This window comes from Nakamurella alba (assembly GCF_009707545.1).
Classification (GTDB): Bacteria; Actinomycetota; Actinomycetes; order Mycobacteriales; family Nakamurellaceae; genus Nakamurella; species Nakamurella alba.
The window spans coordinates 156,967-173,796 of record NZ_WLYK01000011.1; the positions used below are offsets into that span (position 1 = coordinate 156,967).

Sequence of the window (16,830 nt, forward strand, 5' to 3'; positions counted from 1 at the left end):
AAGTCGACACAGCTGTGACCGTGAGCCAGAACCTGGGCCTCTACCGCCCCTCCCCGCGTCCCGACGGCCTGCCCCGGATGTCCGACGGCATCACCGGCACCGCGCACGACCCGGACGCCCGCGGCTACTACGGATCCTTCGGCGGGCGTTGGCTGCCCGAGGCACTGGTCACCGTCATCGACGAGGTGGCCGACGCCTACGACAAGGCCAAGCTGGACCCCGACTTCCTCGCCGAGCTCGACCATCTCGCGGAGACCTACGCCGGCCGGCCCAGCCCGCTGACCGACGCCGAGCGGCTCACCGCGCACGTCGGCGGGGCCCGGATCCTGCTCAAGCGGGAGGATCTCAACCACACCGGCAGCCACAAGATCAACAACGTGCTCGGGCAGGCGCTGCTCGCCCGGCGCATGGGCAAGACCCGGCTGATCGCCGAGACCGGCGCCGGCCAGCACGGTGTCGCCACCGCGACCGCGGCCGCCCGGATGGGCATGAGCTGCCGGATCTACATGGGCAAGGTCGACACCGAGCGGCAGGCCCTCAACGTCGCCCGGATGCGGCTGCTCGGTGCCGAGGTCATCCCGGTGGAGACCGGCTCGATGACCCTGAAGGACGCGATCAACGAGGCCTTCCGTGACTGGGTGGCCAACGTCGACGACACCTATTACATCTTCGGCACCGTCGGCGGGCCGCACCCGTTCCCGCTGATCGTCCGCGACCTGCAGCGGATCATCGGGCTGGAGGCCCGGGCGCAGTCGCTGTCGCTGACCGGCCGGCTGCCGGACGCCGTCACCGCCTGCGTGGGCGGTGGCTCCAACGCGATCGGGGTCTTCCACGCCTTCATCGACGACCCGGACGTCCGGCTGGTGGGGATCGAGCCCGGCGGCGACGGGGTCGAGACCGGCCGCCACGCCGCCACTCTGGTGGCCGGCACCGTCGGTGTGCTGCACGGCGCGCGGACGTTCCTGCTGCAGGACGAGGACGGCCAGATCATCGAGTCGCACTCGATCTCGGCCGGACTGGACTACCCGGGCGTCGGCCCCGAGCACTCGCACCTGGCCGAGATCGGCCGCGCCGAGTACCGGGCGGCCACCGACGCCGAGGCGATGGACGCCTTCGCGCTGCTGTCGCGCACCGAGGGGATCATCCCCGCGATCGAGTCGGCGCACGCGGTGGCCGGCGGGGTGAAGCTGGCACAGGAGATCGGCAAGGACGGCATCGTGCTGATCAACGTCTCCGGCCGCGGCGACAAGGACATGGGCACCGCGATGGAATGGTTCGGACTGGACGGGGACCCGGCGAAGGCCCGTGGCGTCCTGCCCCCGGTGAACGGCACAGGAGTGAGCCGGTGAGTGCACTGCAGGATCTCTTCGCGGGCACCCGGGCCGAGGGCCGGGCGGCGCTCGTCGGTTACCTGCCGGCCGGGTTCCCGACCGTCGACCGCTCCGCGGAGCTGCTGACCGGGATGATCGACGCCGGGTGCGACCTGGTCGAGGTCGGTCTGCCGTACTCCGACCCGGTGCTCGACGGTCCGGTGATCCAGGCCGCGTCGCAGACGGCGCTGTCCGCCGGGTTCCGGATCCGCGACATCTTCACCGTGGTCGAGCGGGTGTCCGCGGCCGGCGGCAAGGCCGTGGTGATGACCTACTTCAACCCGGTGCTGGCCTACGGCCCGGACGCCTTCGCCCGGGACCTCGCCGCCGCCGGCGGACTCGGCGTGATCACCCCGGACCTGATCGTCGACGAGGCGGAGGACTGGCTCGCCGCCGCCGACACCCACGGCATCGACCCGATCTTCCTGGTTGCGCCGTCCTCGTCCGCCGAGCGCATCCATGCCACCGCCGCCCGGACCCGCGGTTTTCTCTACGCCGCCGCGGTGATGGGTGTGACCGGCGCCCGGGACTCGGTGTCGGAAGCGGCCGAGGGCCTGGTCGCCCGCTGCCGCGAGCAGACCGACCTGCCGATCGGCGTCGGCCTCGGCGTCCGCAACGGCGAACAGGCCGCCACCATGACCGGTTTCGCCGACGCGGTCATCGTCGGTTCCGCCTTCACCGCGCTGGCCGGCGAGCCCGGACCGGACGGACTCGACGCCGTCCGTGCCCTGGCCGCCGAACTCGCCGCCGGCGTGCGCTCCGGCGCGAGGGTGGGCGCGTGAGCGCCGCCGACATGGCCGGGACGGCCACCGCCTACCTGGCGGACATCCCGTCCCCGGCGCAGGGCGTCTGGTACGTCGGACCGCTGCCGCTGCGGGCCTACGCGGTCTGCATCATCGTCGGCATCGTCGTCGCCGTCTGGTGGGGCAACAAGCGCTGGGTCGCCCGCGGCGGCCGGGCCGGCCGGGTCACCGACATCGCCGTGTTCGCCGTTCCGTTCGGCCTGGTCGGCGGTCGGCTCTACCACGTCATCACCGACAACGAGCTGTACTTCCGCGAGGGCCGCAACCCCTGGAAGGCGTTCGCCATCTGGGACGGCGGGCTCGGCATCTGGGGGGCCATCGCCCTCGGCGGCGTCGGCGCCTGGATCGGCTGCCGCTACTACAAGGTCTCCTTCGCCGCGTTCGCCGACTCGATCGCGCCGGGCATCGTGGTGGCCCAGGCGATCGGGCGGCTGGGCAACTACTTCAACCAGGAGTTGTTCGGCGCGCAGACCTCCGTGCCGTGGGCGCTCGAGGTGTTCCTGCGGACCCCGGGCGGCGCCGCCGGCACCCAGGAGGCCTGCGGCATCGCCGGCTCCACGCCGGAGTTCCCGACCGACTACATCAAGGCCACCCCGGAGATCCTCTGCGGGACCTATCACCCGACGTTCCTCTACGAACTGCTCTGGAACCTGGCGGTCGCCGCGCTGCTGGTCTGGGCCGACCGCCGGTTCCGGCTCGGCGCCGGCCGGGTGTTCTGGCTGTACGTCGCGGGCTACACCGCCGGGCGTGGCTGGATCGAGATGCTGCGGATCGACACCGCGAACACCTTCCTCGGCCTGCGCATCAACGTCTTCACCTCGATCGTGATGTTCGTGGTGGCCATCGGGTTCCTGATCGCGCTGCGCGGCCGGCACCGAGAGGACCCGGCGCTGCTGCGCGGGCGCGGGGACGAGGATCCCGACGACGACAAGCCGGCCGACGAGGAACAGAAGAACGGTGGCGACAAGGCGGTCGTCGGTGCGACCCCGGCGTCGACCTCCGCCACGTCGTCACCGGCCGTCGATGCCGGGGGTGCCGCCGGTGCGGTGGCGCTGTCCAAGGACGATCCCCGCTCCGCGGACGACGGAGGATCCACGTCGTCCACCACGACCGGGCAGAAGAGTTCCGCCGAAACTGACACGTCGACGGACAGCTCCAGCGACAGCACTGGTGGCGACAGCGGGACCGACAGCACGGGCGGCAGCTCCGACGGCGGCGGCGGGGGCGGCGGCGACTGAAACGCCGTGACCGGTATCGGGCACGCCGCTGCCCGGTCACCGGGCGAACTGACAGGTTTTCGATTCCGGACCGTTATCCAGCGGGCATTTCTCACGTGTGGGGGAGGTGCGGAGTTCCTGTAATCTGCCGGTAACTGGGCCACCGTCGTCCCAAGGACCCGGCAGTTCACGGGTCGCAGAACCGACGGACATCCTGTACGGAGCTGCGCCGTGTCCGCACCGGTGTCGTCCGTCGCGTGCCACCAGCCATCGTCGCCGGGCACGCTGCCGTCAGGGAGGAAGCTCTCCCGCCCCCGGGCCGATCCGATGTGGATCTGCCGCACTCCGCCGCCCCTCCGGGGGTCGGTGCCACTGTTCAGGTCGCCGCCGCGACATGACGACGGGAGGTTGCCGTGAAGTACTCGGCCCAGCCCCATGCCCAGGGTCTCTACGACCCCGCCATGGAGCACGATGCATGTGGTGTCGCCGCAGTCGCGGATGTCCGCGGGCGTCGCTCGAACAAGATCGTCGCCGACGGCATCACCGCACTGATCAACCTGGACCACCGCGGCGCCGCCGGCGCCGACCCGGCGGTCGGTGACGGTGCGGGCATCCTCATCCAGGTCCCGGACTCGTTCCTGCGCGCCGTGGTCGACTTCGACCTGCCCACCGTGTCCCGCGACGCGGACGGCCGGGCCGACGGCTGCGCCTACGCCACCGGTCTGTCCTTCCTGCCGGTGGACGTCGCCGAGCGGCGCACGGCCAAGAGCATCGTCGCCCAGATCCTGGCCGAGGAGAACCTCGAGCTGGTCGGCTGGCGCGCGGTCCCGACCGAGCCGGATGCCGCCGGCGTGGGCCGGATGGCGGTCGACGTCATGCCGGTCTTCGAGCAGCTCTTCATCGCCGCCCCGGCGGACGCCGACGGCGTCCGCCCGTCCGGGCTCGCCCTGGACCGGCTGATCTACCCGGCCCGCAAGCGCATCGAGCACGAGACCGCCGCGGCCGGCGTCGACATCTACTTCCCGTCGCTGTCCAGCCGGACCATCGTCTACAAGGGCATGCTGACCACCGAGCAGCTGCCGGCGTTCTTCACCGACATCCGCGACCAGCGGGTGGAGTCGGCGATCGCGATCGTCCACTCCCGGTTCTCCACCAACACCTTCCCGGCGTGGCCGCTGGCCCACCCGTTCCGCTTCATCGCGCACAACGGCGAGATCAACACCGTGCGCGGCAACCGGAACCGGATGCGGGCCCGCGAGGCCATGCTCGCCTCCGACCTGATCCCGGGCGACCTGGCGCGGGTGTTCCCGATCAACAGCAAGGACGCGTCCGACTCCGCGTCGTTCGACGAGGTGCTGGAACTGCTGCACCTGGGCGGCCGGTCGCTGCCGCACGCGGTGCTGATGATGATCCCGGAGGCGTGGGAGAACAACGCCGACACCATGGATCCGGCATTCCGCGGCTTCTCCGAGTTCCACGCCTGCCTGATGGAGCCGTGGGACGGCCCGGCCTGTGTCACCTTCACCGACGGCACCCTGCTCGGCGCCGTCCTGGACCGGAACGGCCTGCGCCCGGGCCGGTGGTGGCTGACCACCGACGACACCGTGGTACTCGCCTCCGAGTCGGGCGTGCTGCCGATCCCGCCGGAGCAGGTCGTGGAGCGCGGCCGGCTGCAGCCCGGCCGGATGTTCCTGGTCGACACCGCCCGCGGGAAGATCCTCGACGACCGCGACGTGAAGGCGTACCTGTCGGCGCAGGAGCCCTACTCGGAGTGGGTGCACGCCGGGCTCATCCCGCTGGAGAGCCTGCCCGCCCGCGAGCACGTGGTCACCGGCCACGAGGCCGTGCTGCGGCGCCAGCAGGTGTTCGGCTACACCGAGGAGGACCTGCGGGTCCTGCTCACCCCGATGGCGAAGACCGGTGCCGAGGGGATCGGGTCGATGGGCACCGACACGCCCGAGGCCGTGCTGTCCGAGCGCCCGCGGCTGCTGTTCGACTACTTCTCGCAGTTGTTCGCGCAGGTCACCAACCCGCCGCTGGACGCGATCCGGGAGCAGGTCGTCACCAGCATGGCCAGCGTCATCGGCCCAGAGCAGAACCTGCTCGCACCCGGGCCGACGTCCTGCCGGCTGATCAAGCTGCCCTCGCCCGTCATCGACAACGACGAGCTGGCCAAGCTTGTCGGGGTGAACGCCGAGGGCGACCTGCCGGGCTTCAGCTCCACCACCATCTCCGGCCTGTACGACGTGGCCGGCGGGGGAGAGGCGCTGCGCGAGGCGCTGGCCCGCTGCCGGGCGGAGGCCGACCAGGCCATCGCCGACGGTGCGCGGATCCTGATCCTGTCCGACCGGGACAGCGATGCCGACCGGGCACCGATCCCGTCACTGCTGCTGACCTCGGCCGTGCACCACCATCTGGTGCGGATGAAGTCGCGGACCAAGGTGGCGCTGGTCGTCGAGGCCGGTGACGCCCGCGAGGTGCACCACGTCGCGCTGCTGCTGGGCTACGGCGCCGGTGCGGTCAACCCGTACCTGGCCGTGGAAACCGCGGAGGACCTCGCCGCCGGCGGGTTGCTCGGCGACGTCACGCCGGCGAAGGCGGCCCGGAACCTGGTGTACGCGCTGGGCAAGGGCGTGCTGAAGGTGATGTCCAAGATGGGCATCTCGACGGTCGGCTCGTACCGGCAGGCCCAGGTGTTCGCCGCGTTCGGCATCGACGAGGAGGTGCTGGAGGAGTACTTCACCGGCACCACCTCGCGGACCGGCGGCAGCGATCTCGGGGTCCTGGCCGAGGACATCCGGATCCGGCACGAGCTGGCCTTCGTGCCCAACACCTCCGTCCGCGAGCACCGCGGCCTGGAGGTCGGCGGGCAGTACCAGTGGCGGCGGGAGGGCGAGATCCACCTGTTCAACCCGGAGACCGTCTACCTGCTGCAGCACTCCACCCGGACCAAGCAGGAGTCCGTCTTCCGCCGGTACACCGACACCGTCGACGAGCTGGCCCGCCGCGGCGGCACCCTGCGCGGCCTGTTCGGGCTGCGCACCGACGTCCGGCTGCCGATCCCGCTGGAGGACGTGGAGCCGGCCGCGGAGATCGTGAAGCGGTTCGTCACCGGTGCGATGTCGTACGGGTCGATCTCCAAGGAGGCCCACGAGACGCTGGCGATCGCCATGAACCGGCTCGGCGGCCGGTCCAACACCGGCGAGGGCGGCGAGGACATCGACCGGCTCTACGACCCGACCCGGCGCTCCGCGATCAAGCAGGTCGCCTCCGGCCGGTTCGGCGTGACCAGCGCCTACCTGGTCAACGCCGACGAGATCCAGATCAAGATGGCACAGGGTGCGAAGCCCGGCGAGGGCGGGCAGCTGCCCGGCAACAAGGTCTACCCGTGGATCGCCAACACCCGGCACGCCACCACCGGTGTCGGACTGATCTCGCCCCCGCCGCACCACGACATCTACTCGATCGAGGATCTCAAGCAGCTGATCCACGACCTGCGCAACGCCAACCCGCGCGCCGACGTGTCGGTGAAGCTGGTGGCCGAGCCCGGTGTCGGCACGGTCGCGGCCGGCGTGGCCAAGGCACATGCGGACCGGGTGATCATCGCCGGGTACGACGGCGGCACCGGTGCCGCGCCGCTGACCTCGCTGAAGCACACCGGCCAGCCGTGGGAGCTGGGCCTGGCCGAGGCGCAGCAGACGCTGCGGCTCAACGACCTGCGCGAGCAGGTCCGGGTGCAGGCCGACGGCGGCATGAAGACCGGCCGTGACGTGGTCATCGCGACGCTGCTGGGCGCCGAGGAGTTCGGTTTCGCCACCGCTCCGCTGGTCGTCGCCGGCTGCGTGATGATGCGCGTCTGCCACCTGGACACCTGCCCGGTCGGCATCGCCACCCAGAACCCGGTGCTGCGCGACCGCTACACCGGTACCCCGGAGTTCGTCGAGACGTTCTTCCTGTTCCTCGCCGAGCAGGTCCGCGAATACCTTGCGGCCCTGGGCTTCTCGTCGCTGCAGGAGGCCGTCGGGCACGCCGAGCTGCTGGACGTCGCGCCCGCGGTGGACCACCACCGGGCGCGCGGGCTGGACCTGGCGCCGCTGCTCGCGGTGGCCGACACCGCCAGCGGGCACTCGTGTCTGCGCCCGGCGCAGCACGACCTGTCCAAGACGTTGGACGCCAAGCTGATCGAGAGCGCCGGCGAGGCCCTGCAGGACGGCCGGACGATCACCCTGCGGTCGCCGATCCGGAACGTGGACCGCACCAGCGGCACCATGCTCGGCTCCGAGGTGACCCGCCGGTTCGGCCCCGACGGGCTGCCCGACGGCACCGTCACCGTGGAGCTGACCGGCACCGCCGGCCAGTCGCTCGGCGCCTTCCTACCGCGCGGCATCACACTGGACCTGGTGGGCGACGCCAACGACTACGTGGCCAAGGGCCTGTCCGGCGGCCGGGTCGTGGTGCGGCCGGCGGAGAACTCGCCGGCCCAGGCGCCCGGATCGAAGGTCCAGGTCATCGCCGGCAACACCATCGGCTACGGCGCCACCTCGGGCGAGGTGTTCCTGCGCGGCCGGGTCGGCGAGCGGTTCGCCGTCCGGAACTCGGGGGCGCTCTTCGTCGCCGAGGGCACCGGCGACCACGCCTGCGAGTACATGACCGGCGGCCGGGTCGTCATCCTGGGCCGGACCGGCCGGAACGCCGCGGCCGGCATGTCCGGTGGCATCGCCTACCTGCTCGACCCCGACCTGAGCCGGATCAACCCGGAGCTGGTCGACGTCGAGGAGCTGTCCGGCGAGGACGAGTTCGTGTGGCTCGGCGAGGTGATCAGCGATCACCGCCGCTGGACCGGGTCGGCGATCGCCGCCTCGCTGCTCGCCGACTGGCCGGCCTCGGCCACCCGCTTCCGCCGGCTGATGCCGCGCGACTACCGCAAGGTCCTGGACATCCAGGCCGAGGCGGAGCGCACCGGTGCCGACGCCGACCTGCTGATCATGGAGGCCTCCCGTGGCTGACCCGAACGGTTTCCTCAAGTACGGCCGCCAGACCCCGCCCCGCCGGCCGGTGCCGCTGCGGCTCAAGGACTGGCGCGAGGTCTACGAGCCGTTCGCCGAAGGCGACACCAAGGTGCAGGCTGCCCGCTGCATGGACTGCGGGATCCCGTTCTGCCACCAGGGATGTCCGCTGGGCAACCTGATCCCGGAGTGGAACGAGCTGGTCCGCACCGGCCGCTGGGAGGACGCCTCCGACCGGCTGCACGCGACCAACAACTTCCCGGAGTTCACCGGTCGGCTGTGCCCGGCGCCCTGCGAGGGCGCGTGCGTGCTCGGCATCGGGGACGACCCGGTGTCGATCAAGCTGGTCGAGCAGGAGATCGCCGACCGGGCCATCGCGGCCGGCGGCCTCACCCCGCGGCCGGCGCTGGTGTCCAGCGGCAAGTCCGTCGCCGTCGTCGGTTCCGGGCCGGCCGGCCTGGCCGCCGCGCAGCAGCTGGCCCGGGCCGGGCACGCCGTCACCGTGTTCGAGCGGGACGGTCGGATCGGCGGCCTGATGCGGTACGGCATCCCGGAGTTCAAGATGGACCGGGCCGTGCTGGACCGCCGCCTCGAGCAGATGACCGCCGAGGGCGTCCGCTTCATCTCGCACTGCAACGTCGGCGTCGACCTGTCGGTCAACGACCTGCGCCGCCGGTTCGACGCCATCGTGCTGGCCACCGGGTCGACCGTGGCGCGCGAGCTGACCGTCGACGGCCGCGAGCTGTCCGGCGTGCACCTGGCGATGGACTACCTGGTGCAGGCCAACAAGGTGCTCGAGGGGACCCTGGCCGCACCCGAGATCAGTGCCGAGGGCAAGCATGTCGTGATCATCGGCGGCGGTGACACCGGCGCCGACTGCTACGGCACGGCGTTGCGCCAGGGTGCGGCCTCGGTGACCCAGTTGGACATCCACGTCCAGCCGCCGGTCACCCGGGACGCCTCCACCCCGTGGCCGACCTACCCGCTGCTGCTGCGCACCTCTGCGGCGCACGAGGAGGGCGGCCAGCGCGTCTTCGGCGTCAACTCCACGTCGTTGGAGGGTGTCGACGGCCATGTCACCGGACTGCACCTGATGGAGGGCAAGCGGGTGCCGGGCGGGTTCGTCCCGTCGCCGGGCACCGAGGCGCACCTGCAGGCCGACCTGGTGCTGCTGGCCCTGGGCTTCACCGGGCCGGAGCGTGAGGGTCTGCTCGACGAGCTCGGCGTGGATCTCACCGCCCGCGGCACCGTCGCCCGCGACGACGACTACATGACCAACATGCCCGGCGTCTTCGTCGCCGGTGATGCCGGTCGTGGTCAGTCGCTCATCGTCTGGGCCATCGCCGAGGGTCGTTCTGCCGCAGCGGGTGTCGACGCCTTCCTCTCCGGTGGTTCCGCCGTCTCCGCCCTGCCCGACCCCCTCCAGCCCTCCGCCGTCGCCCTGCGCTGAGGTCCTCCGGCGGGTACTGGTCCGGCGGGTGTCGGGCCGGGGTTGCTGCTCCGGAGGTGTCGGGCGGCGGGTTCGGGGTGGTGGTGGGGCCGCGGTTGGTTCCGGGTCCGTCTGGCCACACGCGTTGTCCATTTTCGGCCCGGGAGTGGTCGTCGGCGTCCGGCGTGAGCTTCGTTGGCCCCTCCGCCGGTTGTCACCCGGGTGGAGGGCCAACGAATGCCGCCGATCGGTACGGGTAGCGGTTTCCCGGCTCGGAGATGGTGGTGCGGGCCGAGGCCCGTTCCGGGTCCTTCTGGCTACACGGGTTGTCCATTTCGGCCCGGGAGCGCCGGCGTCCGGGTTCGGGGGTGGTGGTGTGGGCCGTTGTTCGTTCCGGGTCCTTCTGGCTACACGGGTTGTCCATTTTCGGCCCGGGAGCGCCGGCAGCGGGCGGCGTGATCCTTGGCTGGTCCGCACACGTCCGGGCAGGCCGGCCGACCCACTGCCCGGTCCGTCCTTCTCCGGGCGTTTGTGCCGTTTCCGCCTGCCCGGGTGCGGGCCTACCGAACGGCCCGCTGGGCGGGCCGTCCCTCTCCGGGCGCTTGTTCCGTTCCCGACACCCTGCCCGGGCGTCCTTCTCCGGGGCACTTGTTCCGTCGCCGCCTGCCTGCAGGGCAGATCCCCCGAGCGCGGCCCGCTCCCACACGCCGACCTGCCGAGCTTGTGGCGCCTCCGTTGACCGGGGACTGCTGCGCCCGCAAACGCCACGCATCCGGGCGGGATTTCGCGACAGGGTCGGACATCTGTGACCCCGTGTACAGAATCGGTTCAGAGAGCGCAGTAGGCTAGGTCCTCATGGAACGCCGCGCGAAGATCGTCTGCACACTCGGGCCCGCCACCTCGTCCGAGGAGGCGATCACCGCGCTCATCGAGGCCGGCATGAACGTCGCCCGGATGAACTTCTCCCACGGTGACCACGCCGACCACGCCGTCGTGCACGGCCACGTCCGGGCCGCCGCCCAGCGCCTGGGCAAGACCGTCGGCATCCTGGCCGACCTGCAGGGTCCGAAGATCCGGCTCGGCAGATTCGCCGACGGCCCGCACCTGTGGGCGAACGGCGAGCAGGTCACCATCACCGTCGAGGACTGCATCGGCAGCAAGGAGCGCGTCTCCACCACCTACAAGGGCCTGGCCCGCGATGCCCGCCCCGGCGACCGGTTGCTGATCGACGACGGCAAGGTCGGCCTGGTGGTCACCTCCGTCGACGGCGACGACGTGCACTGCACCGTCACCGAGGGCGGCCAGGTCTCGAACAACAAGGGCATCTCCCTGCCCGGCATGAACGTCTCCGTCCCTGCCATGTCCGAGAAGGACATCGAGGACCTGAAGTTCGCCCTCTCCCTCGGTGTCGACTTCGTCGCGCTGTCCTTCGTCCGGTCGCCGTCCGACGTCGACCTCGTGCACGGCGTCATGGACGAGGTCGGCAGCACCCGGGTCCCGGTCGTGGCCAAGCTCGAGAAGCCGGAAGCCATCGCCAATCTCGAGGCGATCGTGCTGGCGTTCGACGGCGTGATGGTGGCCCGCGGCGACCTCGGTGTCGAGCTCCCGCTGGAGCAGGTGCCGCTGGTGCAGAAGCGCGCCGTGCAGATCGCCCGGGAGAACGCCAAGCCGGTGATCGTGGCGACGCAGATGCTCGACTCGATGATCGAGCACTCCCGCCCGACCCGTGCCGAGGCCTCGGACGTCGCCAACGCGGTGCTCGACGGCGCCGACGCGGTGATGCTGTCCGGCGAGACCTCGGTCGGCAAGTACCCCTTCCTCACCGTCGCGACGATGGCCCGGATCATCGAGGCCGTCGAGAGCGAATCCGTTGCCGCACCGCCGCTCTCGCACGTGCCGCGGACCAAGCGTGGCGTGCTGTCCTACGCCGCGAGGGACATCGGCGAGCGCTTGGAGGCCAAGGCGCTGGTCGCCTTCACCCAGTCCGGCGACACCGTGCGCCGGCTCGCCCGGCTGCACACGCACCTGCCGCTGCTCGCCTTCACCCCGCTGGAGTCGACCCGTAACCAGCTGGCACTGACCTGGGGCACCAAGACCTTCGAGGTCGAGTCGGTGGACTCCACCGACGAGATGGTCGCACTGGTCGACACCGCCATGCTCGAGCTGACCGGCTACCAGGTCGGCGACACCGTGGTCATCGTCGCCGGCTCGCCGCCCAACACCCCGGGCTCGACCAACCTCATCCGCGTGCACCGCCTCGGCATGCAGGACTGACCCCGCCTCCGACCTCCCGCCCGCCCGGCCGCTCCACCTCCCCGACCCCGCGATGATCAACTTCGTCGACGCGTGGGATCACGGTGTTTTTGTTGTGGGTGGGACAGGAGTCGACGAGTTCCTACGCGCAGGCGAAGTTGATCATCGCGTCGGGCGACGGTCGGGTCGCAGGGGAAGTTGATCATCGCGTCGGGCGGGGGGTCGGGTCGCGGGGAACGGTGATCACTGTGTCGGGCGTGTCGGGCGGGTTCGGCGGGGTGCGTCACACCTGATCCCGACGGGCCTCGCAGGCAGGTCGGGCGGGTGCGGGGCCGCTACGGTGTCCCGGTGACCCAGGACCCGTTGATCCACCCCGCCAGCTCCGTGCGCGGGCAGACCGCGGTGGACGCCGTGGTGGCACTGCTCGACCTGGAGCGGTTGGAGGACGACCTGTTCCGCGGGGTGTCCCCGGAGATCTCGCCGGTCCGGGTGTTCGGCGGGCAGGTGGCCGGCCAGGCGCTGGTGGCCACGGGTCGTACCGTCCCGCCGGATCGGCGGGTGCATTCGCTGCACGCCTACTTCATCCGCGGCGGCGACCCGCGGGTGCCGATCATCTACCAGGTCGAACGGGTCCGGGACGGCCGCTCGTTCACCACCCGCCGGGTCACCGCGGTGCAGCACGGCAAGACGATCTTCGCCATGTCCTCGTCGTGGCAGAGCGACGAGGAGGGGATGGAGCACGAGCCGGCGCCGCTGGACGTCCCGCCGCCGGACCAGGTGCCGACCCTGGACGAGCGGCTGACCGCGGTGCCGGACACCCGGCACGTGTGGGCGCACATGCCGCGGCCGTTCGACATCCGCTACGTGGAGCTGCCGACCTGGCTGATGCCTCCGGAGCAGCGCGTCGCCGCTCCGGAGGAACGGGTGCGGGTGTGGATCAGGCCGGACGGCCGGATCCCGGACGATCCGCTGCTGCACGTCTGCCTGTTGGCCTACGTCTCGGACCTGACTCTGCTCGACACCGTGCTCCGGCCGCACGGAGTCGTCGCGGAGAACACCATCAAGCAAATGGCCTCGCTGGACCACGCCATGTGGTTCCACCGGCCCATCCGGTTCGACGACTGGGTGCTCTACGAGATGCAGGCACCGGTCGCCGCGGGCGGGCGCGGACTCGCGACCGGAGCCTTCCTCGACGCCGACGGTCACCTGCTGACGACCGTGGTCCAGGAGGGCCTGGTGCGGGTCCGCGGCTGAGAGCCCGCACTCAGGTCGAGGTGTCGGCCGGGAAGCTCGCGGTCAGCGGCTCGAGACCGGCGATCAGTTCGTCGAGTTCACCGGGGGAGAGCACCTCGTAGGCGGGGGCGGCCAGGTCGTCGGTCAGTGCCTCGATCCGGCCGTGGAGCGCCCGGCCGGCAGCGGTGAAGGAATTGCCGTCGATCAGGCCGCGCTGTCGGAGACCGCCGAGAACGGCGTCGAGCCGGGCGGCCGGGAGGTGATGCAGCCGGCCGAACTCCGCCGGCCGCATCCCGAGCGAGATGGCGAACAGCACGTGCGCCTCGGTCCCGGCGATCCCGTTGGCGGCGAGCGCGATGCTGTGGCCGTCGCCCCGGTACTCCCGGAGCAGCGTGGTGACGTGCCAGAGCCGGGCGACCGGGTCCGCGGGCAGATCCAGTGAGCGGAGTGCGGCGTAGAGCACCCGGCCCTCGGTCGGTGCCGAGAACGCCGCCCGGGTCGCGAGTGCGATCGTCCGGTCCAGACCCGGAGGATCGGCAAGAGCGCCGAACCGGTGCCGGAGTGCAGCGGCACTGCTCCGCTCGCGGATGCGGATCGCCTCGTCCGGGGTGACCTTGCTCCACACCCACGGGATGTGCCGCGCCGCCTCGCCCTCGGCGAAGCTGTAGAAGGCGGCGTGCACCACCTCCGCCGGGACCCGGCCCAGGGCCGCGGCCCGGCCGGCGAAGTAGCCGTCCCAGATGGTCCGCATGCCGTGCTCCAGGAACGCACCGAGCACGGCATCGCCGAAGGACACCGCAGCGATCGGCTCGACCAGCTCGAACATGCGGCGCATCTTCGCCCTCGGGTGTGCCACCGATCTGCTCCCTCCCGGTGCGGCCCGGCAGACCACCGGACCTGCGGGGTGATCCTGACACGGGCGCCCACGAGCGGCAGCCCGTCGGTAGGGGCAGTTCTCAGCAGCAGGTCTCAGCCCCGGTTGCGTTCCAGCAGGTCGGCACGGACCTCGTCCCGGCGCCCACCCGGCGGCAGCTCGTCCAGGGCGGCGAGACCTGCGGCGCTGCCGTGCACCTCTGCGACCGCAACAGCACGGGCGAGCCGGGCCGGCTCGCTCGGCGCAACGGCCACCAGCAGGTCGTAGAGCCGGAGAATCTCCGCATGATCGGTGGCGTCCGCGCTGACCGCCCGGTCGTGCTCGGCGGCGATGGCAGCCTGCAGTTGGTACGGGTCCGCCGATCCCTGCGTCGCCAGCAGCGACCGGTTCAACAGGTCGATGCCGCGGTCGATCATCGGCCGGTCCCAGCGGTTCCGGTCCTGGCGGTCCAGCGGTACCGGCTCCCCGCGGTCGTCGAGCCGGGCCGGCCGGCGCGCCTCGGTGAGCAGCAGCAGGGCGAGCAGGCCCTGCGGCATGGTCTGCGCCGGGAGCAGGTCGTGCAGCAGTTCCGCCAGCCGGACGGCCTCGGTGCGGACCACCGGATCCTCGGACGACGGACGGTACCCGGCGGTGTAGAGCGCCTGGATCACCGCGCAGACCGCCGGCAGCCGGTCAGGTAGGTCCGCGACATCCGGTACCCGGTAGGGAATCCGGGCCGCCGCGATCTTCTGCCGGGCCCGCGTCAGGCGCTTCGCGGTCGCCGCCTCGGTGCCCAGCAGGACGGTGGCGATCGTCGGGACGTCGAGCCCGCACAGGGTCCGCAGCGCGAGCGCGACACGGGTGGCCGGGGCCAGGGTCGGGTGGCAGCAGGTGAAGATCAGCCGCAGCTGGTCGTCCCGCACCACGTCCTCCGGCGGCAGGTCCGAGCGCCCCAGTTCGATCATGCGCAGTCCTTCTTCCTCGCGGGCGGACCGTCCGGATTCCCGGCGCAGCACGTCCAGCGCCTTGCGACGGGCGGTCAGGGTGAGCCACGCCCGGGGTTCCGCCGGGACGCCGGTGCGTGGCCAACTGGTCAACGCCGCGACCACCGCCTCCTGTACCGCGTCCTCGGCCACCTGGACGTCGCCGACTGTCCGGATCAGCGTCGCCAGCACCCGCGCGCCTTCGCGACGCACCGTGTGCGCCAACAGGTCCCGGGCCGGGTCGGTCACCGGAAGGCGATCAGCGGGCGGATCTCCACCGCGCCGTTGCGGGCCGCCGGCAGCTGCGCCGCCATCGCGACCGCCTGATCCAGGTCCTCGGCCTCGATCACGTAGTAACCGGTGAGCGCCTCCTTCGTCTCCGCGTACGGACCGTCGGTGGTGATCACCTGACCGCCGCGCGCGGAATCGACCCGGACCACGGTCGCGGTCGGGGTGGGATGCAGCAGCGCGCTGCTGCGCAGGGCGTCGGCATGCTCGACGGCCCAGCCGCGGTACTCGGCGAGTTCCTCGGCGTGCTCGGCGTCCCACCAGTTGACGTCGGCGGTGTAGGTCAGTGCCAGGTAGAGGGCCACAATGTCTCCTTCGTCCGGGGACCGTCCGGTCCCGTCAGCATGGAACGAACGGGACCGCCGGGAAAGGACACCGGACCGGAAATTTCCGGTGGGGCATGTGTCCCGCGATCACCGGAGCGCGGCGAGCAGTTCGGTGGCGAGCCGGGTCAGGGCCAGGGTGGCGGGGGACAACACCGCATCGCGGCGGGTGACGAAGGCGAAGTTCTCGGCCAGCGGCGGGTCGAGCGGGGTGGCGTGCAGGCCGGGGACCGCGCCCAGGGCACGGGCCAGCGGCAGGGTCAGCACGGTGTCGGCCACGCCGCGGGCGGCCAGCTCCAGTGCGGACTGCGGCGACTCCACCTCGATCTCCGGGGCGAGCGTCAGCCCGGCCCGCTGGAACCGGTCGACCAGCTGTCGTCTCGTGGGATCCGCTGCGCCCCAACGGGCTTCGGGTAGTATTAGCGGCCGGGCGGCCAGGGTGCGCACGTCGATCGGCCCGGCGGTCGGTGGCGCGACCGACAGGTGCACCACCGCCGCAGACCACACCACCGGCCCGACTGTCAGCCCGCGGTCGTCGACCGGCAGTGCGACCAGACCGGCCTCCAGTTCGCCGGACCGCACCTCGTCCGCCACCTCGGACGAGTTGAGCCCGACGATCCGCACCCGGATCTGCGGGTGCCGGACCCGGAACTGCTCGATCAGATCGGTGACGACGAGATGCCTTGCGCTGCTGAAGGTCCCGAGCACGGCGGTGCCGCCGACCAGCTCGCGCACCTGGCGCACCGACTCCGCCGCCGCCCGGGTCGCGGCCAGCGCCTGCTCCGCCCGCGGTGCGAACAGCCGACCCGCCTCGGTCAGCACCAACCGGCGGTTGGTGCGGATGAACAACGGCACGCCGAGCTCGGTCTCCAACCTCTTGATCTGCTCGGACAGGCTCGGCTGGGCGATCCACAACGCCTGGGCGGCGGCGGAGAACGAGCCGTGGCGCACCGAGGCCAGGAAGTACTCGAGCTGTTGCAGCGTCACCGGGGAAGCATGCGCGAGTGCGGGTCTTGGATCAAGGCTCAGCCTATGGGGCATCTCGCCGATCAAGGCTGGACCGGCGTGCGCC

General features: G+C 71.7%; 11 protein-coding genes. 7 read left to right on the plus strand and 4 right to left on the minus strand.

Going from position 1 to position 16,830, the window contains the following annotated elements; genetic code table 11:
* Nucleotides 1-77: 77 nt before the first annotated feature.
* The 7 genes from trpB (at nt 78) to GIS00_RS22690 (ending at nt 13,332) form a co-directional block, all read left to right on the plus strand.
* The gene (gene trpB, locus GIS00_RS22660; RefSeq protein ID WP_154770862.1) at nt 78-1,349 is read left to right on the plus strand and encodes a tryptophan synthase subunit beta; all 1,272 of its coding nucleotides are present in this window, start codon (nt 78-80) and stop codon (nt 1,347-1,349) included.
* Nucleotides 1,346-2,152: a tryptophan synthase subunit alpha gene (gene trpA / locus GIS00_RS22665; RefSeq protein WP_322098325.1), complete on the plus strand. Its 807-nt coding sequence runs from the start codon at nt 1,346-1,348 to the stop codon at nt 2,150-2,152. The genes trpB and trpA overlap by 4 nt, the downstream gene beginning before the upstream one ends.
* Nucleotides 2,153-2,163: 11 nt before the next feature.
* The gene (lgt, locus tag GIS00_RS22670) at nt 2,164-3,411 is read left to right on the plus strand and encodes a prolipoprotein diacylglyceryl transferase (protein ID WP_154770863.1); all 1,248 of its coding nucleotides are present in this window, start codon (nt 2,164-2,166) and stop codon (nt 3,409-3,411) included.
* A gap of 392 nt (nt 3,412-3,803) precedes the next feature.
* Nucleotides 3,804-8,396 carry a glutamate synthase large subunit gene (gene gltB / locus GIS00_RS22675; RefSeq protein WP_322098328.1) on the plus strand — a complete coding sequence of 1,531 codons (4,593 nt, stop codon included), beginning with the start codon at nt 3,804-3,806 and terminating at the stop codon, nt 8,394-8,396.
* Nucleotides 8,389-9,846, plus strand: a complete 1,458-nt coding sequence (locus GIS00_RS22680; RefSeq protein WP_322098329.1) for a glutamate synthase subunit beta — start codon at nt 8,389-8,391, stop codon at nt 9,844-9,846. Before gltB ends, GIS00_RS22680 begins: the two co-directional genes overlap by 8 nt.
* A gap of 834 nt (nt 9,847-10,680) precedes the next feature.
* Entirely contained in the window at nt 10,681-12,099 is a 1,419-nt protein-coding gene (gene pyk / locus GIS00_RS22685; RefSeq protein WP_154770737.1) for a pyruvate kinase, read from the plus strand.
* Between the two features lie 327 nt (nt 12,100-12,426).
* Complete coding sequence (locus tag GIS00_RS22690; RefSeq protein ID WP_322098330.1) at nt 12,427-13,332, plus strand: acyl-CoA thioesterase; 906 nt, start codon at nt 12,427-12,429, stop codon at nt 13,330-13,332.
* A 10-nt stretch (nt 13,333-13,342) separates the two neighbouring features.
* Here GIS00_RS22690 and GIS00_RS22695 read toward each other — a convergent pair whose 3' ends face one another.
* The 4 genes from GIS00_RS22695 to GIS00_RS22710 all read right to left on the minus strand — a co-directional run bounded on the left by GIS00_RS22695 (nt 13,343) and on the right by GIS00_RS22710 (nt 16,745).
* Nucleotides 13,343-14,167 (minus strand): SCO6745 family protein, encoded by an 825-nt coding sequence (locus tag GIS00_RS22695; RefSeq protein WP_230314005.1) that lies wholly within the window; start codon nt 14,165-14,167, stop codon nt 13,343-13,345.
* Nucleotides 14,168-14,280: 113 nt separating this feature from the next.
* Complete coding sequence (locus tag GIS00_RS22700; protein WP_154770738.1) at nt 14,281-15,396, minus strand: RNA polymerase sigma factor; 1,116 nt, start codon at nt 15,394-15,396, stop codon at nt 14,281-14,283.
* On the minus strand, nt 15,393-15,740 hold the full coding sequence (locus GIS00_RS22705) for a YciI family protein (RefSeq protein ID WP_322098331.1): 348 nt from the start codon (nt 15,738-15,740) through the stop codon (nt 15,393-15,395). The genes GIS00_RS22700 and GIS00_RS22705 overlap by 4 nt, the downstream gene beginning before the upstream one ends.
* A 108-nt stretch (nt 15,741-15,848) precedes the next feature.
* Nucleotides 15,849-16,745 carry a LysR family transcriptional regulator gene (locus tag GIS00_RS22710; protein ID WP_322098332.1) on the minus strand — a complete coding sequence of 299 codons (897 nt, stop codon included), beginning with the start codon at nt 16,743-16,745 and terminating at the stop codon, nt 15,849-15,851.
* Nucleotides 16,746-16,830 lie beyond the last annotated feature (85 nt).